This window comes from Chryseomicrobium palamuruense (assembly GCF_042649045.1).
Classification (GTDB): Bacteria; Bacillota; Bacilli; order Bacillales_A; family Planococcaceae; genus Chryseomicrobium; species Chryseomicrobium palamuruense.
Window position 1 is genome coordinate 1 of sequence record NZ_JBHSEF010000008.1, and the last position, 20,126, is coordinate 20,126.

Annotated in this window: 19 protein-coding genes; 12 read left to right on the forward strand and 7 right to left on the reverse strand. The window is 43.2% G+C overall.

Annotated elements, in window-relative coordinates:
• Positions 1-94: 94 nt before the first annotated feature.
• Together ACFO0S_RS00450 and proS are read left to right on the forward strand one after the other, a co-directional pair.
• Positions 95-1,285: an MFS transporter gene (locus tag ACFO0S_RS00450; protein WP_378139001.1), complete on the forward strand. Its 1,191-nt coding sequence runs from the start codon at positions 95-97 to the stop codon at positions 1,283-1,285.
• Between the two features lie 297 nt (positions 1,286-1,582).
• The gene (gene proS / locus ACFO0S_RS00455) at positions 1,583-3,019 is read left to right on the forward strand and encodes a proline--tRNA ligase (protein ID WP_378139003.1); all 1,437 of its coding nucleotides are present in this window, start codon (positions 1,583-1,585) and stop codon (positions 3,017-3,019) included.
• A gap of 188 nt (positions 3,020-3,207) precedes the next feature.
• Here proS and ACFO0S_RS00460 read toward each other — a convergent pair whose 3' ends face one another.
• Both ACFO0S_RS00460 and ACFO0S_RS00465 read right to left on the reverse strand, forming a co-directional pair.
• Entirely contained in the window at positions 3,208-3,723 is a 516-nt protein-coding gene (locus ACFO0S_RS00460) for a hypothetical protein (RefSeq protein WP_378139005.1), read from the reverse strand.
• The gene (locus ACFO0S_RS00465; protein ID WP_378139007.1) at positions 3,724-4,413 is read right to left on the reverse strand and encodes a B3/B4 domain-containing protein; all 690 of its coding nucleotides are present in this window, start codon (positions 4,411-4,413) and stop codon (positions 3,724-3,726) included. It abuts the gene before it with no gap.
• 49 nt (positions 4,414-4,462) lie between these two features.
• Here ACFO0S_RS00465 and queG point away from each other — a divergent pair, with 49 nt between their 5' ends.
• From queG to ACFO0S_RS00485, 4 genes are all read left to right on the forward strand, one after another.
• Entirely contained in the window at positions 4,463-5,590 is a 1,128-nt protein-coding gene (gene queG, locus ACFO0S_RS00470) for a tRNA epoxyqueuosine(34) reductase QueG (RefSeq protein WP_378139009.1), read from the forward strand.
• A gap of 4 nt (positions 5,591-5,594) precedes the next feature.
• On the forward strand, positions 5,595-6,068 hold the full coding sequence (gene trmL / locus ACFO0S_RS00475) for a tRNA (uridine(34)/cytosine(34)/5-carboxymethylaminomethyluridine(34)-2'-O)-methyltransferase TrmL (RefSeq protein WP_378139011.1): 474 nt from the start codon (positions 5,595-5,597) through the stop codon (positions 6,066-6,068).
• A 270-nt stretch (positions 6,069-6,338) separates the two neighbouring features.
• Complete coding sequence (locus tag ACFO0S_RS00480; protein ID WP_378139013.1) at positions 6,339-6,518, forward strand: hypothetical protein; 180 nt, start codon at positions 6,339-6,341, stop codon at positions 6,516-6,518.
• A gap of 6 nt (positions 6,519-6,524) precedes the next feature.
• Positions 6,525-7,361 (forward strand): aldo/keto reductase, encoded by an 837-nt coding sequence (locus tag ACFO0S_RS00485; RefSeq protein WP_378139015.1) that lies wholly within the window; start codon positions 6,525-6,527, stop codon positions 7,359-7,361.
• A 38-nt stretch (positions 7,362-7,399) separates the two neighbouring features.
• Here the strand turns inward: ACFO0S_RS00485 and ACFO0S_RS00490 are convergent, their stop codons facing one another.
• From ACFO0S_RS00490 to ACFO0S_RS00500, 3 genes are read right to left on the reverse strand one after another with little or no spacing between them, the layout of a single operon-like run.
• On the reverse strand, positions 7,400-8,248 hold the full coding sequence (locus ACFO0S_RS00490; protein WP_378139017.1) for an RluA family pseudouridine synthase: 849 nt from the start codon (positions 8,246-8,248) through the stop codon (positions 7,400-7,402).
• Between the two features lie 13 nt (positions 8,249-8,261).
• The gene (locus tag ACFO0S_RS00495) at positions 8,262-8,732 is read right to left on the reverse strand and encodes a thioredoxin family protein (RefSeq protein ID WP_378139020.1); all 471 of its coding nucleotides are present in this window, start codon (positions 8,730-8,732) and stop codon (positions 8,262-8,264) included.
• The gene (locus ACFO0S_RS00500) at positions 8,729-9,160 is read right to left on the reverse strand and encodes a disulfide oxidoreductase (RefSeq protein WP_378139022.1); all 432 of its coding nucleotides are present in this window, start codon (positions 9,158-9,160) and stop codon (positions 8,729-8,731) included. The genes ACFO0S_RS00495 and ACFO0S_RS00500 overlap by 4 nt, the downstream gene beginning before the upstream one ends.
• Positions 9,161-9,287: 127 nt before the next feature.
• On the opposite strand from ACFO0S_RS00500, the gene ACFO0S_RS00505 reads away from it, so the two are divergent.
• Genes ACFO0S_RS00505 through ACFO0S_RS00515 form a run of 3 tightly spaced genes read left to right on the forward strand, consistent with a single transcriptional unit; the run spans position 9,288 to position 12,652 of the window.
• Positions 9,288-10,832, forward strand: a complete 1,545-nt coding sequence (locus ACFO0S_RS00505; protein WP_378139024.1) for a GNAT family N-acetyltransferase — start codon at positions 9,288-9,290, stop codon at positions 10,830-10,832.
• Positions 10,833-10,877: 45 nt separating this feature from the next.
• On the forward strand, positions 10,878-11,996 hold the full coding sequence (locus ACFO0S_RS00510) for a GAF domain-containing sensor histidine kinase (RefSeq protein ID WP_378139026.1): 1,119 nt from the start codon (positions 10,878-10,880) through the stop codon (positions 11,994-11,996).
• Positions 11,997-12,007: 11 nt separating this feature from the next.
• Positions 12,008-12,652: a response regulator transcription factor gene (locus ACFO0S_RS00515; RefSeq protein WP_378139028.1), complete on the forward strand. Its 645-nt coding sequence runs from the start codon at positions 12,008-12,010 to the stop codon at positions 12,650-12,652.
• Between the two features lie 22 nt (positions 12,653-12,674).
• Here the strand turns inward: ACFO0S_RS00515 and ACFO0S_RS00520 are convergent, their stop codons facing one another.
• Positions 12,675-13,559: a cation diffusion facilitator family transporter gene (locus ACFO0S_RS00520; protein WP_378139030.1), complete on the reverse strand. Its 885-nt coding sequence runs from the start codon at positions 13,557-13,559 to the stop codon at positions 12,675-12,677.
• Between the two features lie 64 nt (positions 13,560-13,623).
• Complete coding sequence (locus ACFO0S_RS00525) at positions 13,624-14,955, reverse strand: hemolysin family protein (RefSeq protein WP_378139032.1); 1,332 nt, start codon at positions 14,953-14,955, stop codon at positions 13,624-13,626.
• A 188-nt stretch (positions 14,956-15,143) separates the two neighbouring features.
• Here ACFO0S_RS00525 and chrA point away from each other — a divergent pair, with 188 nt between their 5' ends.
• The 3 genes from chrA to ACFO0S_RS00540 all read left to right on the forward strand — a co-directional run bounded on the left by chrA (position 15,144) and on the right by ACFO0S_RS00540 (position 20,119).
• Positions 15,144-16,298, forward strand: a complete 1,155-nt coding sequence (gene chrA / locus ACFO0S_RS00530) for a chromate efflux transporter (protein WP_378139034.1) — start codon at positions 15,144-15,146, stop codon at positions 16,296-16,298.
• Positions 16,299-16,640: 342 nt separating this feature from the next.
• Complete coding sequence (locus tag ACFO0S_RS00535) at positions 16,641-18,383, forward strand: ABC transporter ATP-binding protein (protein ID WP_378139036.1); 1,743 nt, start codon at positions 16,641-16,643, stop codon at positions 18,381-18,383.
• A complete protein-coding gene (locus ACFO0S_RS00540; RefSeq protein ID WP_378139038.1) occupies positions 18,380-20,119 on the forward strand; it encodes an ABC transporter ATP-binding protein in 1,740 nt (579 codons plus the stop codon). The genes ACFO0S_RS00535 and ACFO0S_RS00540 overlap by 4 nt, the downstream gene beginning before the upstream one ends.
• Positions 20,120-20,126 lie beyond the last annotated feature (7 nt).

The following is a 20,126-nucleotide window of genomic DNA, read 5'->3' on the forward strand; positions in this document are numbered from 1 at the left end:
AAGGCTATTAATCATGCGCACCTGAAGGTGCGCTTTTTTCGTCTTGGAGTAATCTCAATTCGGGCTTACGATAGATAGGATTGAGGTGTATCGAATGAAGCGTGAACCACTATGGACGAAAAATTTTATTATGATAGCGGGTGTCAACTTTCTTCTGACGCTCGTATTTTTCTTATTGGTTGTCATTATCGGGTTATATGCGGTAGAGAGTTTTAATGCCACAACCAGTCAAGCGGGCCTTGTCACAGGGATTTTCATTGTGGGGACACTAATCGGCCGCTTATTTATTGGGGGAAAGATTGATCGCATCGGTCGCAAGAACACATTGATCATTGGATTTATCTTGTTCAATGCTGTGACTCTTTTATACTTTATCCAGTCCACTATCACTGTACTCCTTATTACGCGTCTTTTGCATGGTATTTCTTTAGGAATAGCTAGTACAGCTGCTGCAACCATTGTCGCTTATATCATTCCTATGGCGCGTAGGGGAGAGGGCATCGGCTATTTTAGTATGAGTTCGACACTTGCTACGGCGATTGGGCCATTTGTTGGTTTGCTTCTCATACAGTACACAACGTTTCCCGTCATCTTCACTATTTGTTTTGTAGTAGGCATAGTAGGGCTATTTTCAGCACTTCTAGTACAAGTACCTAACCAATCCTCTGCACCTGTTGAGGGGAAAAACATGGTAAAACGCTTTGCGGTCTCCCAGTATATTGAACCGAAAGCAGTGCCCATTGCCTCGGTTACTTTGTTTATCGCTTTTTGTTTTTCAAGTGTGTTATCATTTGTGAATTTTTACGCGATAGAATTAGATCTTTTACAGGCTGCCAGTGTATTCTTTCTTGTGTATGCCATCTCTGTACTAATCTCTCGTCCGTTTACTGGGCGGCTGATGGATGCGAAAGGTGCCAATTATGTCATGTATCCGGCATTTGTATTGCTTGCAACAGGTCTCGTTTTACTGGGAACAGCGAGTAATTCCTTTACGTTTCTCTTAGCTGCTTCCTTAATTGGTTTTGGCTTTGGGAATATGCAATCCTGCACGCAGGCGATTGCGGTAAAGATTACTCCGATGCACCGGATGGGGATGGCTACATCGACCTTCTTTATCTTCCTCGATGCTGGGTTAGGATTTGGACCTTACGTGCTTGGTCTATTGTTAGCTGGAGTTTCCTATTCAGAGATGTATATTCTACTGGGAGGCGTAGCAGCATCTACAGTGATTCTTTATTATGTGGTGTATGGTCGAAAAGATAAGTCATACCTTAGTGCACACTAGCTATTGCAGGTGGGATTGGAATTTGCTATATTGAAGTCAATACTGCAAATCAATGAAGCGGTCAAGTAAGAGTCGTACACGTTCAGAAAGTACAGTGAGTGATGAGAGCTGTACCGTCCATGCGTTCTGAAACCTCCCGCCGAGATGCTGTGCAAACACAGCCGGTCCGTCTACGATACAGACGCTTGAGATCGCTGTTCTGGCGAATAAAGGTGGTACCGTGTCTATCCAGCAGGAAGACGCCCTTTGGGGTGTTTTTCTGCTTTTTGTTTTGCTCAAATTAAAGGAGGAATAGCAATGTCAGTACAAAAAAATGATTTTTCCAAGTGGTATATCGATACCATCCAAAAGGCAGACCTTATGGATTATACACCTGTTCGTGGGTGTATCGCGTTTAAGCCAGATGGCTATGAACTGTGGGAACGTATTCAAGCTGAGATGGACCGCCGTTTTAAAGAAACTGGACATCGTAATGCATACTTCCCAATGTTGATTCCAGAATCTTTCTTCCAAAAAGAGAAGGATCATATCGAAGGTTTCTCACCAGAACTTCCATGGGTGACAGAAGCAGCAGGAGAACAATTAGAAGAACGCCTGGCTCTACGTCCGACATCAGAGACGATGATTGGTCATTTGTATTCCGATTGGATCAAGAGTTACCGTGACCTTCCTGTTCTTATCAATCAGTGGGCGAATGTTTTCCGCTGGGAGAAAAAGACGCTTCCTTTCATTCGCACGTCTGAGTTTCTATGGCAAGAAGGGCATACTGCTCACGTAGACGAAGAAGACGCACGTAAAGAGACGATGCAGATGCTTCAAATCTATAAGGAAGTCGTTGAAGACTTGCTAGCTATTCCAGTGTACGACGGGCAGAAAACACCATCAGAACGCTTTGCTGGAGCTGTAGATACATACTCCATCGAGGCGATGATGAAAGACGGGAAAGCCGTTCAAGCTGGGACTTCTCACTATTTAGGAACGAAGTTTGCTGAAGCATTTGATATCAAATATTTGAACAAAGAAAATAAGCATGTTCACGTCCATACAACTTCATGGGGAACGTCCACACGTTTAATCGGGGCAATGATTATGGTTCATGGCGATGAACAGGGGCTTGTATTGCCTCCAAAAATGGCACCTACACAAGTTGTCTTAATTCCTGTAGGGCCTTGGAAGAAGAAACCGGAAATCATCGAGAAGTTGGATGAGGTTTTTGCTGAGCTAAAAGCAAAAGGTATTCGTGTGAAACTGGATGACTCGGACCAATCTCCAGGCTACAAGTTCAATGAGTGGGAATTAAAAGGTGTGCCAGTTCGTATCGAACTTGGACCACGTGACCTTGAGAACGGACAGGCTCTGATGAAGGCTCGTGACGCAGAAGAGAAAGAAGCAGTTTCTTTGGAACAACTTGTCGCATCGATTGAAAACGAATTAACGGTCATGCAAACGCGTCTTTTAGAGAAAGCAAAGCAATTCCGAGAAGAAAACAGCCACACACACATCGATACGATGGAACAGTTAAAGAATCATATAGAAGAAGCACAAGCAGCTGGAAATGTACCAGGGTGGATACTAAGTGGCTGGTGTGGAGAAGATGCGTGTGAAGAGCAAGTAAAAGAAGAAACAAAGTTCACGACACGTAATATTCCATTCAACCCACCTGCTGAGAAGAAGGTCTGTGTCAATTGTGGAAATGAAGCGAAACATAGTGTGTGGTTCGGCCGCGCGTATTAAAATTCAAAACGCCTGGATGTCAGATGACGTCCAGGCGTTTTCCGTTGTATTCGCTATAGTTTCTTAGATTAGTCATGGGTGGGGAAATAGTAAAAGGTCATATGGTCACAGATAACAGGTCATGGGTTGACTCTGAAAGTGAAAAGAATACAAACGGCTTCTAGACGGAGTCTCACCGCCTAGAAGAGTTACTCATAGCGGGATGCATCAAAGTCTAGTTCAATCTGGTAATTACGTGCATTCACAAGACCAGATACTTTATTCGCATTGCGTTCATATTGCTGTGCCTTCTCCCGGTATTCATCAGGGTCAAAGCGGGCTACACGCACATAACTTGCTACTTCCCCATACCCAAACTCAGGCTGTTCTTTAGGTGATGCGCCAAGCTGTTTGTAAAGCATTGCTTGTGCACGTAGCTGCATCGCGTATTCAATCGCTTCCACTAGAGGAATAGCCTCTCCTTGATAATCGATGGCATTCGTCAAGTTCGCTTCATAGATCAACCGATCAAGAATCATGATATCTTGACGCATCACTTTGATGTCGTAGTCGATTTCATCAACCCCACGTTTTTGGTCAGGTAGAGATTGGCCTTTTTCTATAACAGAAAATGCGGCACGAAGAAGTTCTTGTTTGAGTTCTTTCACCTGTTTCGTGAGAAGACTACGAAGGCGAAGGCCGTCTGCCAGTGTGAATGAGTTCATTTATATCGTCCCTTCCGGATTGTCTTTTGATAGTACTACGAATTGCGCATCGCCTCCATGAATTTGAGTAAACATGGCAGCCGTGGCTTGCATCAGTTTGGTTGCCTCGTTATCAGCCGTCGTGGGAGACAGGTAGACAATATGAAGAGCGTTGATTGTCTCACGAGTAACTGCACTGCGCAACGAATCCACATAGGGACTTCCAAAAGGACCTGCTTCATCAGATGAGTGTAAAATTCCATGAAGGGTCGTTTCTCTTCCATTTAGTGCGGCATACTTTGTCGATTCTGTCCCAATATCAAATAGGATGTCATTGCCAATTCGGTCACTGTCATACAGTCCTAAAGGAATACTGTAATAGAGCGAGAAAAAAGTATTGCTGTCGACCGCCGAGTGCACGGGAGTGAAGTAGTTTTGTTTAGCTACTCTTCGATACAATGCTTCGGCAGATGGACGGTAACGGCTTGGACTCGTCCCTGTTTTTTTAAATAGCATACGCCAGCTTTCCAGATTCGGAAAATGGTGGAGGCCTTTTTCTTCAATTTCAAAAAATAGTTGTTCTTGAAAGAGCTGCAGACGACCTTTAAGCATTTGAGGCGAATCGCCTACAGAAATTTTGGTATAATGGATAAGGCCGATTTTCAGTTCAGGAATGACTTCGAGTAACTGAGGATGTAGTTTACTATGCATACTTAACCACCCTTTCTACATAGAAATCATACCACAGGAGGCGAGGCGGGTGAATGTTCAGGACTTTCAAAAGCAATTGATTCACTATGCCCACTCCATAGGAATCGATAAAATAGGGTTTACATCGGCTGCTTCTTTTCCGGATTTGAAACAACGATTAAAACTCCAACAACAGCTTGGATATGCTTCGGGGTTTGAAGAGCCAGATATTGAAAAACGAACAGAACCAATCAGACTTCTAGAGAACGCAGAAAGCATCATCTCTATCGCTATTGCGTACCCTTCTAAAATGAAAGATGCACCTCAAAGTAAGAGAGGGGCACGACGTGGGATATTTGCTCGAGCTTCGTGGGGAATGGATTATCACACCGTGTTACGTGAAAAGCTCGCAAAGCTAGAAGCATTTATTTTACTTCATGCACCTGATGCTAAGTTAAAGTCCATGGTCGATACGGGAGAATTATCTGACCGGGCTGTTGCAGAACGGGCCGGGATAGGGTGGAGCGCGAAGAATTGTTCTATCATTACTCCGGAATTTGGATCTTACGTCTACCTCGGAGAAATGTTGACAAACATTCCGTTTGAACCTTCTGTCCCTATGGAAGATCAATGTGGGGATTGCCGCTTGTGTTTAGATATTTGTCCTACAGGTGCCTTAATTGAGGGCGGACAGCTGAATGCCAAACGGTGTATCGCTTTTATTACACAGACAAAGACGATGGTTCCTGAAGAATTCCGTGCGAAAATAGGGAACCGGGTGTACGGATGTGATACGTGTCAGACCGTATGTCCGAAAAACAAAGGAAAACATTTTGCCCATCATGCGGAATTTACGCCAGATCCTGAACTTGTGAAACCGTTATTGTTGCCTCTGCTCGAGCATAACAATCGTACGTTCAAAGAGACGTATGGTCACATGTCGGGAGCATGGAGAGGGAAAAATCCAATCCAGCGGAACGCTATCATTGCACTTGTTCATTTCAAAGAGCGGGGAGCGATTCCGAAACTTATTTCAATACTGGAGTCGGACCCACGTCCGGTCATGAGAGGGACTGCTGCATGGGCACTCGGCGAACTTTCCTCACCGGAAGGACAAGCAGCCTTACGTATACGTAAAGAAACAGAAACAGAAGAAATCGTGCTGCAGGAAGTCGAAGCAGCCTTACTAAAGGAGTAAGAAAATGGCTATTCACATTGTTTTATATCAACCACAAATTCCTGCAAATACAGGAAATATTGCACGCACGTGCGCAGGAACTGGCGTCAAACTACATTTGATAAAACCTCTCGGGTTTTCTACAGATGACAAAATGCTAAAGCGGGCCGGCCTTGATTATTGGGAGCATGTCGATATCACGTATCATGAGTCTTTGGAAGACTTTATTGGTGCATTTCCGGAAGGTGAATTTTTCTTACTCACAAAATTTGGCTCTAAGCCGCATACGGAGTTTGATTACAGCGATCCATCTAAAGAGTACTTTTTCATCTTTGGGAGAGAAACAACAGGGTTACCCGTCGAGTTTAGAGAAGCTCACCAGGAACGTGCACTTCGCATTCCGATGAATGATAACATTCGTTCATTAAATCTATCGAACACAGCAGCCATTCTTGCTTATGAAGCTCTTCGCCAACAGAACTATCCAGGACTGCATTAAAAAAAGGACAGCCGATGACGGGCTGTCCTTTTTATACTTATTTTTGTGTAGTTGAACCTGGTTTATCGTCATAGCCTGCAGTAAAAATCGCAGAAAGGAATGCTACACAGACACCGAGGATTATTAATAATTTCATGGGTTGTGCCTCCTAGCGTAATAGTCTGTTTTCAGTATACAGGATTGCCGAAAAAAAAGAAATCATTCCGGACAGCTAATTATGGCAAAAAAGCGTCAATTCCGCTACCATTAAGAAAAAAGGAGGAACGGCCGATGACGAAAGAAAACAATTCACGTGAGAATGGTTCCATGGCATCTAATATGGAAGAGGTTAAGCAACTAGGAAAGCAAATGGAAAAACTACGTGACGAACGCGAATTGAATCAAGATGAGCGCGTTGCCGATCCAAGTCAACATGACCATGCACCGGAGACAGAAAAGCGAGAGGACTGACCAGTAGTGAACTTAACAAAAGATTCAACTGTACAATTAGCGAATGGAATCGAGATACCTCGCATAGGGCTTGGTGTCTATAAGATGACGGACCGCGAGGAAGCACTCCAAGCAATGGAACACGCGCTGGCTGTCGGGTATCGTCATATCGATACAGCCTCTTTATATGATAATGAAAAAGAGGTTGGGGAAGCTGTACGGGCATCTGGTATTCCTCGCTCTGATATTTTTGTTACCACAAAGGTTTGGAACTCTGATCAAGGATACGACGAGACATTACGAGCTTTTGAAAAATCGTTGAAATTGCTCGATATGGACTACCTCGATTTGTATCTGACACATTGGCCGGTCGAGGAAACCTTTGTCGATACGTACCGAGCAATGGAACGACTGTACGATGAGAAATTGATTCGCGCAACAGGCGTTTCGAATCACCATGCACACCATTTAGAAAAAATCATGGCACAGGCAAATGTCGCGCCAATGGTCAATCAAGTAGAATGCCATCCACGTTTAACTCAGTTTGAGTTACGGGAATTTTGTAAAGAACACGGAATCGCTGTGACAAGTTGGTCTCCGTTATCTCGAGGCCGATTACTTGAAGAGCCAAGTCTTGTTCGGCTTGCAGAGAAACATGGAAAATCTCCAGCTCAAATCATCATCCGCTGGCACCTACAAGGGGACTTAATCGTCATTCCGAAATCGGTCACTCCGAAGCGGATAGAAGAAAATATCGATGTCTATGACTTTGAATTGTCCACAGAAGACATGCGCACGATTGACGGCTTGAACTTAAATGAGCGTGTTGGAAAAGACCCAGATAATTTTCATTTTGATTTTTAAAACAAAACGCCATTCCGATTTACTGGAATGGCGTTCGTTTATGTGCGCGGAATTTCCACATTCACCAGTTCACCTGTAAATGGATGACGGAACTGGATACGGAATGCTTGAAGAGCATAGTGTTCAGTTTTAATAGGAAGTGCACCGTATAAGGTATCTCCAATAATCGGGTGACCGATATGAGCCATGTGCACACGAATCTGATGCGTACGACCTGTTTCAAGGAGGACATGCACCTTGGTCATCTTAGGGTTTCGTCCAACTACTTGGTAATGCGTGATCGCAGTTTGTCCTGTTTGAGAAACACGGCGTCGCGAAGGATGATGACGGTCAGCGCCGATTGCTGCTTTAATCGTGCCTTGGTTGTCTTGCATTTCCCCTTGAACAAGTGCTTCATACGTTCGGACAATCTGTTTCTTCTCAAGCATCTGATCAAGAATGGCTTTCGCAATCGGGTGCTTGGCGACGAGTAGCAATCCACTCGTTCCTTCATCTAAACGGTGTACATGCTCGGCATATCCATGGCCTTTGGAATCTAAATAATGGAATACACCATTCATTAATGTCTGTGTATCCGTCACGTCATTCGGATGCGTCTTCATCCCGGCTGGTTTACCCACAATGACGAAATGTTCGTCTTCATAAAACGGTTGTACCGGAATTTTAGGACTTGGGAAGTAGGAGGAACCTTCCGCTTCGTAGCGAAGCATGATGGTCGAGCCCACTTCAAGAGGCTGATCCCATGGAAGAGGAGTCCCTTCCAGCGTTTGAACCGCTTTTTGCATGCGCAATTCGTGAATCCGTTTCTTGCCGAGCTGCCATGAATCACGCAAGAGTTCTTCTGGTGTCATCGGGGCAGGAAATGTGATCTGTATTTGAAACTTCATAAGGTAAACTCCTTTAGTTCTTCACGACTTCGTCAAAGAAACGCAGAATTTGATCTTCTGGTAAAGCGCCTACAGCACGCATCTCTTCTTGACCATTCTCAAAGTGAACCAATGTTGGTGTTACTTCGATAGCAAAATCCTGCCACGCCTGTTCGTACTCCAACACATTGTACTGCACGATTTCGACATCTTCTTGCTTAGCTAAAGGCATCAGCACAGGCGTCATTTCTTTACAATACTGACATATTGGACTGAAGAAGTATACCGTTGTCGGTTCGCCAGATTGAATTTTTTCGGTTAATGCATCTGGCAGAATAATGTTTTGATAATTCTCGTCATCTAATAAATCGATCGTTGATTGTTCTAAGTTATCCGTGTCATACGGGTTGTTCGCGAGTTTTTCGCTATTCGACATATTCGTTAAGATAATAATTAAGACAAAGGCAGCGACAATGATACCGCCAAAAATAGCTAATTTTTTCATGCAGGATGGTCCTCCTTGATGAGTTTGAGTACGTACAAGCTGACTACGGCTATGGCAACGAATGCGGTGAATGCCATAAACGGAATCGTTATAAACCCTAAATAGTTCACATACTCACCTGTACATGACACACGGCCACAAGCCGGAGCAGATTCACGTAAAAAGTCGAGCTTTTGGATTCCATAATGATAGAGAGATGTCAGTGTACCGATGCCTGAAAACACGAGAGTAGTCCATGCGATTTTGGCATTTTTTTGAACGATGGCGACACCGATAAGTAGAACAAGTGGATACATCAGGATGCGCTGATACCAACATAACTCACATGGTTCATAATGACGAATCTCTGAAAAATACAACGATCCGAGGGTAGCAGTGAACGCAAAAATCCACATAAGCAGCAATGCGTTTTCAATTCGTTTCGACATACAGTTGATTCCTTTCAGTCAGCTTTTTCTATTCAAGTATAGACTTTCACTCAGGGCAAGTAAAACATTTTCAACCTCTTCTGTGACAGGGTATAATGAATGATAACGCGCAGAAGGAGGGGTTCAGATGAAAGAGGAATTCGATTCCACTCAATTTGAAAAACATATGATGATTCGTCAGATGACGTTTGCAGATATAGAAGCTATTTTAGAAATTCAAAAGATATCGTTTCCCGGGATGGAACCTTGGAAAGTTGAGCATCTCCGAAGCCACTTGACAGTATTCCCTGAGGGACAGTTGGTTGCAGAACTCGACGGGACGGTCATTGGTTCTTGCTCCAGCTTGATTATCAATTTTGACGAGTACGACGATCGTCATTCATGGTCGGATGTTACGGACGGAGGGTACATCACGAACCACAATCCGGACGGATACAATCTTTACGGAATTGAAGTCATGGTGCATCCGGAATATCGTCGTATGAAAGTAGGGCAGCGACTGTATGAAGGTCGGAAAGAAATTGCCAGACAATACAATTTAAAATCCATTATTATTGGTGGACGCATCCCGAACTATCATAAATATTCGGATGAGTTGTCTCCTCGCGAGTATGTGACAGCGGTCTCACGCCATAAGATTTATGATCCTGTCCTCACGTTCCAGCTGATGAACGGGTTTACATTAATGCGTATCAATCCGAACTATTTGCCGGACGATAAAGCATCTGGTAAATTTGCGACATTAATGGAATGGAACAATGTTGATTATATACCGCTATCGAAGCGCCATTTCCGTACAAGTTATCCAGTGCGTATTTGTGTCGTTCAATACATGATGCGGAAAATCAGTTCATTTGAAGAATTTGCGAATCAAGTGGAATACTTTGTTGATGTCGCATCCGATGCGCAGTCTGATTTTGTGGTGTTCCCTGAAATTTTCACTACGCAACTGATGTCGTTCCTAGAAGAACCATCTCCATCACAAGCCGTACGTCGTTTAACAGAATATACACCCCAGTACATGGAGCTCTTCAGCGACTTATCCGTACGCTACAATATCAATATCATCGCTGGTTCTCATTTTGTGAAAGAAGATGATGATGAGATTTATAACATCGCTTACTTGTTCCACCGGGACGGCTCGATTGATAAACAATACAAGATTCACATTACACCAAACGAGCGCAAATGGTGGGGAATCAGTGCAGGAGATTCCGTCCGCGTATTCGATACGGACTGCGGAAAGATTGCCATCCAGATCTGTTATGACATTGAGTTCCCTGAACTTGCACGAATCGCAACAGATATGGGGGCGAATATAATTTTCACTCCGTTCTGTACAGAAGATCGACAAGGCTATCTTCGCGTTAAATACTGTGCACAAGCCCGAGCTGTAGAAAACCAAATCTATACGGTCATTTCCGGAACAATTGGAAACCTGCCACAAACAGAAAACATGGACATTCAGTATGCTCAGTCAGCAATTTATGCTCCATCCGACTTTGAATTTGCCCGTGATGGAATTGTTGGTGAGACTGAAGCCAATGTGGAAATGGTGTTGATTGGCGATGTCGATCTTGAAATTCTGCGCCGTCAACGTCAAGACGGAACAGTCAAACAACTGAAAGACCGTAGACATGATGTCTACGCGGTTGAGTATAAAAAAGGATAAAGGGCTGGTCTTTGGACCGGTCTTTTTTCATAGGGAGAGATGACTGTGCATTCTTCATTAAATGACCATATGACACTATTAAAAGAAATTGCGGAGTTCTTAAATGAAGAGACAGAGATGGAGACGATGCTACAAGGGGCTCTAAAAAAGTTACTTACACGCAGCGTCTTTGCCTCCGGTTGGATTTTCTTTATTGACGGAAAAGGGAAACATAAACTGATTGCCGCTGAAAATCTTCCACCTGCCCTGATGGAAAATGATTGTCGTTCGATGAAGCGTGGCGGTTGTTGGTGTGTTTCACGCTACCATAACGGCGAACTTCAGAAAGCGTCCAATATCATTGAATGTCAGCGAATTGAACAGGCACGCAGACAGAGCGAGAAATCGTCAGGGGAAATCACACATCATGCGACCGTTCCACTTCAGTCCGGGAAGGAAAAGTTCGGACTTTTGAATGTGGCGACACCCAACACAATCGAATATGATCAGAGTGAACTGGCTTTACTTGAGTCCATTGCTTTTCAAATCGGCTCTGCCATCAAACGTATCCATTTGACGAGACAAGAACAAGAAATTGCCCTGGTACAAGAACGGAATCGACTCGCACGAGATTTACACGATTCCGTTAACCAGCTTCTCTTTTCTGTCACGCTCACCTCTAGGGGGGCCATGGAGATGACGGAAGATATGGAACTGAGAGATGCGTTTCATGATATTCATCAATTGACGCAAGAAGCGTTGACGGAGATGCGCGCACTAATCTGGCAACTCCGGCCGAAGGGATTGGAAACGGGACTTCTTGAAGGAATCAAAGGATATGCAGAAATGCTTGGTATTCACGTAGTCACTCATGTGTCGGGTGTCATCCAGCTGCCTTCCCGAATTGAAGAGACCATCTTCCGTATCGTCCAGGAAGGGCTGAATAATATCCGGAAACATGCGGGTACGAATCAAGCTGAGTTGTTTTTAACGGTGAATTCAACGGATGTCCTCGTTATTTTAAAAGATGACGGGAGGGGGTTCCATGCTGGGAAAATTCCAGGAACCCTTGCCTCTGTTGGTATGCAGAGCATGCGTGAGCGCGCTCAAGCCGTTGAGGGCACAATTGAATGGATCAGTGCGCCATCTGAAGGTACAGAAGTGTTCGTACGAATTCCATATTAGGGGGGAATGTAATGATTCGAATCGTGATTGCGGATGATCATCATGTTGTCCGAAGAGGTTTATTATTTTTTTTAAAGACACAAAAAGATTTTGAGGTCGTGGGAGAAGCGAAAGACGGACAAGAAGCCATTGAGCGGTCACTAGAAACGCAACCTGATGTGGTCTTGATGGACTTAGTGATGCCAACAAAAGATGGGATTCAAGCGACAAAAGAGATTAAACAGCAACTTCCAGATACGCACGTGCTAATGCTCACGAGTTTCTCCGACCGTGACCATGTGGTTCCTGCAATTGAAGCGGGGGCAGCAGGTTACCAATTAAAAGATATCGAACCGGATGAGCTAGCGAGTGTCATTCGTCAATTGATGAGTGGGGAAAAACCAGTCAATGCCGTCGCACAGACAGAACTAGAAAAAGAGCGGTCTGAATATAAACCTCATATTTTAAATCCATTGACGGCACGGGAGCAAGATGTGTTAGCGGAATTAACCAAGGGAAAAAGTAATAAAGACATTGCGTCAACTTTGTTTGTCACTGAAAAAACGGTGAAGACCCATATCTCCAATATCTTCGCAAAGCTCAGTGTGCAGGACCGCACGCAAGCAGCACTCTACGCTGTGAAGCATGGTCTGACAGAACCTAGCGGAAAAGGGTAAAGCCGAGTCGTAGGACTCGGCTTTACTCGTGTTCGATTAGATCGTATTCAGGCTCAATATGAACAAGTGCGAGAGCATGTGGCTTTGCTTTATGAATCTTGCGTTCAATTTCTTCCGTGATCCAGTGACTTTCTATGACATTGAGGTAAGGATCAACGGTAACCGTCACATCGATCATCGCTTGATTTCCGTGCATCCGTCCTTTTAAATCCAATACTTGATAGACACCCGGTGTTTTTCCTACAAGAACGTTCAGTGCCTCCGCATCCTCACTATTAAATCCATCAGAGAGCGTAAAGGCAGCGTCATAAAAGATTCCATACGCTGTGTAGAGAATAATCACGCCCACAATAAATGCAGTGAGTGAGTCGAGAATGGGAAAGCCGACGATGGCTCCAATAATTCCAATAGACGCACCGATTGATACAAATGCATCTGACCGATTGTCATAAGCAGCAGCTCGTAGCGCAGATGATTTTATTTTTCTCGCAAGAGCTATATTGTAGCGGTATACCCCATACATCACAACTGCACTGCCAAATCCAACGAACAGCGTAATGGGCGATGGAGCCTGTTGTACTGGGTTCATCAAACTTTGGAATGACTGAATGACTACTTGGATACCGATGATTGCCATAATGAATGCGGCGATTAGAGAAGAAATCGTCTCTGCTCGTAAGTGTCCATAGGCATGATGATCATCTGGGGGTTTTTGAGAGATTCGTAACCCAATGAGGACGGCAACCGATGCAATGATGTCTGTAAAGTTATTTAGTCCATCGGCACGCAGTGCTTCTGAGTTTCCGATGTAGCCTACGATATACTTTGTTGAAGAGAGGAGCATATAGACGGCAATACTGAGCCAGGCTCCTTTTTCCCCTTTGCGTAAGTTTGTATAGAGTTCCAAAATGTTTCCTCCCTGCAACACGACCTAAACGACAAAAACGACTTCCGAAGAAGTCGTTTTTTACTTAAGATATAGGTGCTGTTTCTTGTTCATCAGGCGCATCTAAACGAATCACTTCTAAATAATGAATCTGATGGCCATCAATCTCTTTAATTTTAAATTCAAAGCCTTCAGCTGTCAATTTATCTCCTTGAACAGCCTCATACTTTTCTTTCATGACCCACCCACCGATGGTATCGATATCTTCTTCTTCAAAGCGTGTGCCAAGTAAGTTATTGACGTTTCCGAGAAGCATCTTCGCATCAATGATATAATGGCCTTCGCTAAGTTTTTGAACTTCTGGTCGTTCATCTACGTCGAATTCATCTCGGATATCCCCGACAATTTCTTCAATAATATCTTCAATCGTCACAAGTCCCGATGTTCCACCGTATTCATCCATTAAGATGGCCATATGAATGCGTTCTCTCTGAATTTTAAGTAGAAGATCACTGATCGGCATCGATTCGATTACTTGAATGATGGGTTGCATATAGTTGATAACAGGCGTGTGCCCGCTCTTAGGGTCTTTAATATAAGCGGTCAATAAGTTTTTCATATTAACCAAGCCCATGATATGATCCTTGTCCCCGCTCGATACTGGGTAACGAGTATATTGTTCAATACCAACGAGCTCAAAGACCTCATTTAAGGTCATATCTTTTTCAATCGATGTGATTTCCGTACGTGGTACCATAATTTCTTTTGCTATTCGGTCATCAAATTCAAAGATTCGGTCCACATATTTGTATTCTGACTGATTGATTTCGCCACTTTTCAAACTGTCGGATAGAATCATGCGCAGTTCTTCTTCGGTGTGACTTACTTCTGCTTCTGATACCGGCTTTAATCCAAAAGACTTCGTTAATAAACGGGCAGAGCCATTTAAAAACTTGATGAATGGATACATGAGACGGTAAAACCAGATGAGGGGAGTGGCAGATAATAGCGTCACACGCTCCGATAATTGGATCGCTGCTGTTTTTGGAGCCAGTTCACCTACGACGACATGTAAAAATGTGACGAGAGAGAACGCAGCGATAAAGGATAAGATACTGGACATCTGTCCATGAATTCCAATCCATTCAAATAAAGGATGAAGCAGAGCTTCGGCAACAGGTTCACCAAGCCACCCTAGACCTAGAGCAGAAATGGTGATTCCAAGCTGACAAGCGGACAAGTACTCATCCAAATTCGATGTGACTCGTTTTGCTGCAGCAGAACCTTTTACACCTTCCGCGACAAGTTGATCGATTCGTGTATGACGAACCTTGACAATGGCAAATTCAGTTGCTACAAAAAAAGCGGTTAAACCAATTAAGACAACAAATGTTGTCAAACGTATGGCTATGTCCAAATAAAGACTTTGCTCCTAACCCAAATGAGGGGGAGAGACAAAGTGTACACCTCCTAATAATAGAAAAAATGGGTAATCACATTTATCATAAAAGAATATTACGGGATTGTAAAACTTTTTTAATGAGTTTCAGAGACGCGTTTGATTTGTTAAAATATAAGCACATTCTTATTTCTTAAGGAGGCACTATGGGGAATTTAAAAGAAATAGCAAAAGCATCAACAAAGCTTGGTTTGACATCATTTGGAGGACCGACTGCTCATTTAGGTTACTTCCGTGATGAATATGTAGAGAAACGCAAATGGCTCGATGACAAATTGTATGCTGACATTGTAGCCTTATGTCAGTTCCTACCGGGTCCAGCTTCTTCACAAGTAGGAATCGCCATAGGGATGATACGTGGAGGAATCCTAGGCGGAATTGTGTCATGGGCGGGTTTTACTTTGCCATCCGTTCTATTTTTAATGCTCGCTGCATACTTTGTGATCGGGTTTGGATTTACAGACAGTGGTATCATACAAGGTCTTAAAATTGTAGCAGTAGCCATTGTTGCACATGCTCTGTTAGGAATGCAGAAAAGCTTAGCACCCGACGCATTACGAATCGCATTTGCGATTGTTGCAGCGATACTAGTCTTACTTATTCCAACAGCCTGGGGGCAAATCGGAGTGATTGTTGGAGCTGGAGTCCTTGGGTATCTATTATTTAAAAAAGAGCAAACACCAGACCAGGTGAAGTTGTCCTTATCATTTGGAAAACGAACAGGAATCATAGCTTGGGTATTATTTGCAGGTTTACTAATGGTTCTCCCTATAATTCGAACGTTTTCTGACCATGCGTATATCGCAATTTTAGATACATATTACCGTGTGGGATCCATTGTGTTCGGAGGAGGGCATGTGGTCTTACCAATGCTCGAGCGTGAGGTGGACATGTCTAGTGACTTATTCTTAGCGGGATACGGATTGGCTCAGGCAGTACCAGGGCCATTATTTACACTTTCCGCATTTCTAGGACAGGTAACAGCTGGAATTCCTGGAGCATTGCTTGCTGTCTTTGCAATGTTCCTACCTTCTTTTTTACTTGTCATTGGAACATTACCATTCTGGTCAATCATTCGTTCCAAGAAAGGAATTCAAGCAGCACTCAAAGGAGTCAATGCAGCAGTAGTGGGAATTCTCCTGGCGGCTTTATATGATCCTGTTTTTACAAGTGCAGTCAGCTCGTCATTCGATTTTATCATCGTTCTAATTACGTTTACGCTTTTAACCGTTTTTAAATTTTCTCCTATTAAAGTAGTCGCCGTAAGTGCGTTGTTAGGCTTACTGTTTTACGGTGTTTAATTAAATTAAAAAAATATTGACACTTGGAAAATGAGTATGTTAGTGTAAAGAGGTACTAAATAATCAGGAATGGAGGCAGGAAACATGAAAACTTTAGTGAGTAAAAATCACAACAATTCTATGACTACCTTCCTGCCGAATATGACACATGTTCTATAACCTTTTTTAAAGGTTTCTATGCACATGTCCATCCTTGGGCATGTGCTTTTTTGTGTTCATTTACTTCCATTATTTAGAAAATAAAAGAGGAGTGAAGAAGATGTACAAAAAAAGTATGGCATTCAAAGTAACGTGGGTTGAGTCACTCGAAAGTGGTTAGTGACGGAAAAAGGAGAGAAGACTATGTTTAGTGTACTAGGGAAATTAAGTTGGTTTTTTAAAGACCATTGGGTTCGTTATTCGGTAGCTATTACGCTACTTATTATAGGAAGTGTTATTGAGGTCATTCCACCATGGATTATCGGAGAAGCCATTGATGCTATTACCACCGGGGAATTGACGAGCAGTACACTGCGCACGTATGTGATCTTATTCGCCGCCATTATTTTAGGTGGCTACATCACGAATTTTATTTGGCAGTACCAGCTGTTCGGTGGGTCTGTAAAGATTGAGCGCATTTTACGCACGCGCTTAATGTCTAAATTCTTACATATGACACCTGGATTTTATGAAAAAAATCGAACGGGCGATTTAATGGCTCGTTCAACGAATGATTTAAATGCAGTGGCGACAACAGCAGGTTTTGGAATCATGACATTGATCGACTCGACTCTCTACATGTTAGCTATTATCTTAGCAATGGGATTTTTCATTTCTTGGAAGCTTACGTTCTTTGCATTGCTGCCGATTCCAATATTAGCGATCATCATGCAATATTTAGGGAAAATCATTCATGAGAAATATATGGATGCTCAAGATGCATTCGGAAACTTGAATGACCGAGTATTGGAATCAATTGCAGGTGTCCGAGTCATTCGCGCGTACGTTCAAGAAAGACGAGATGAGCAGAATTTTGCAGATATGAGCAACATGGTGTTTGAGAAAAACATGGTTGTAGAACGAATTGATGCGTTGTTCGGTCCGATTACTAAAGTAGGAACTGGAATCAGCTATGTTGTAGCCCTTGGGTACGGAGCCCATCTCGTCAGCATAGGTGAGATGACGGTTGGAAATCTTGTCACGTTCAATGTCTATCTTGGGTTAGCCATCTGGCCAATGTTTGCCATTGGAGAACTCATCAATGTTATGCAACGGGGGAATGCTTCTCTTGATCGTGTTCAAGAGACACTGAATGCGGACGTGGATGTACCAGAACCACAGCGTCCAACGAAAGGAATGCCAGAGCCAACAGTTGGTTTCTCCCGTGTCCATTTCCAATACCCTACTTCTAAAGTAATCAATTTAGACCAGATTGATGTGCGCATTGAAGTAGGTCAAACACTTGGTATCGTTGGAAAAACGGGGGCAGGAAAAACGACATTTGTGAAGCAATTGCTAAAAGAATACCCGATGGGGAGAGGGACAGTTGAAATCGGTGATCTAGCGATTGCCGATCAAACACGAGAAGATGTATTATCACGCATTGGGTATGTTCCTCAAGACCATGTATTGTTCTCACGGACTATTCGCGAGAATATCTTATTCGGAAAAGATAATGCTTCAGAAGAAGACTTAAAGCAAGCGATTCATCTGGCATACTTTGAGAAGGACCTTAACAATTTACCGCTGGGACTTGAAACCCTGGTCGGTGAAAAAGGTGTATCCTTGTCAGGTGGTCAAAAGCAGCGTGTGTCAATCGCACGTGCACTGATTAAAAATCCGGATATTCTACTTCTTGATGATTCGTTGTCTGCTGTCGATGCGAAAACGGAATCTAAAATCATAGAAAATATCCAAAAAAATCGAACGGGGAAAACAACCATCATTACAACTCACCGTCTGTCTGCTATTCAACATGCAGATCATATCATCGTCTTAGATGATGGACGGATTATTGAACAGGGAACGCACCAATACCTTCTGGCAAACGGCGGGTGGTACAGAGAACAGTTTGACCGTCAACAGTTAGAGGAGGTGAAGGGATGAGTACTTCTAAACGTCTCTATCACTATGCAATGAAATATAAAAAGCCCATCTTTACAGGGCTTGGCTTGTTAACACTCGCGGTAATTGTAGACTTGATAGGTCCCTTTATTGCGAAGTATATTATCGATACACAAATCACAGCGGAACAAATTAACTTTGTTGTGATTGCCCAATTACTCGCGGTCTTTTTTGGACTGCAAGTAGCTGCAGCCATCTTTCGTTATTTCATGTTTATACAATTACAGATTGGAGCAAACCGAATCGTCCAGCGACTACGAAATGACGTCTTCGAACACATTCAACGTGTCCCTGTAAAATATTTTGATAACTTACCGGCAGGGAAAATCGTTGCACGTGTAACAAATGATACAGAAGCAATTCGTAACCTTTACGTACAAGTTCTTTCACAGTTTGCGACGAGTATCATTTCTATTGCGGGTGTTTATGTCGCTCTGTTCATATTGGATATGCGACTTGCTGCAATGGCTCTCGTCGTCATTCCAATCGTTTATATTTGGATGATCGGGTACCGTAAATATGCATCGCAATACAATCATATCGTCCGCACAAAACTTGCTGACATGAATGCGATGATCAATGAATCGATTCAAGGAATGTCCATCATTCAAGCATTCCGTCGTGAAAAACAGATGGCAGCAGAATTTGATGAGATGAACCAAAGTCACTACACGTATCAGAGTAAACTTTTGAAGCTGGATTCGGCGACATCGTTTAACTTAGTCTTTGTCCTACGGAACATGATGTTTCTTGGCTTCATTCTTTATTTTGGGTCGATATCCATCGGCACAGAAGCAGCTGTAACGGCAGGTACGTTGTATGCGTTCGTAGATTATATCACTCGTCTATTTAATCCACTGACAGGAATCGTTAATCAGTTCTCTCAATTAGAGAGATCGCTCGTTGCAGGTACGCGTGTATTTGAATTATTGGATGAAACGGGAGAACAAGTTTCGGATGCTCGTATTAAGCGCTATCAAGGAAATGTCGTCTTTGATAATGTGTGGTTTGCCTACAAGGAAGAAGAGTATGTATTGAAAAACTTGAACTTCTACGCGAAAAAAGGGGAAACGGTAGCTCTTGTGGGTCATACTGGGTCGGGGAAAAGTTCCATTATGAATCTGCTGTTCCGATTCTATGACCCGACAAAAGGAACCATCTATATTGATGGTGTTGATATGACATCACTTTCTCGTCAAGCTGTGCGTGAACATATGGGAATCGTACTTCAAGACCCATATCTCTTTACCGGTACCATTGCTTCAAATATCAGTCTAGATGATCCGAAAATTACGCGTGAGCGTATCGTTCAAGCAATGGAAGCTGTTGGCGGAGACCGAGTTCTGAAAAATTTGGAACTTGGACTAGACACGCCGGTCGTCGAAAAAGGAAGTACACTTTCGTCCGGTCAGCGACAATTGATTTCATTTGCGCGAGCTCTCGCTTTTGATCCGGCGATCCTTATTTTAGATGAAGCGACCTCCAATATTGATACAGAAACGGAAGAACTGATTCAACATGCGATGGACGTCTTGAAAAAAGGACGAACGACATTTATTATTGCGCACCGCTTATCAACGATTAAAAACGCAAACCGAATCCTCGTCTTAGATAAAGGAGAAATCGTCGAAAATGGCACGCATGATGAACTTGTCGCCCTCGGTGGTCAATATGAAAAAATGTATCGTCTGCAAGCCGGAACTGCCCAACTCGCGTGAAACCTTT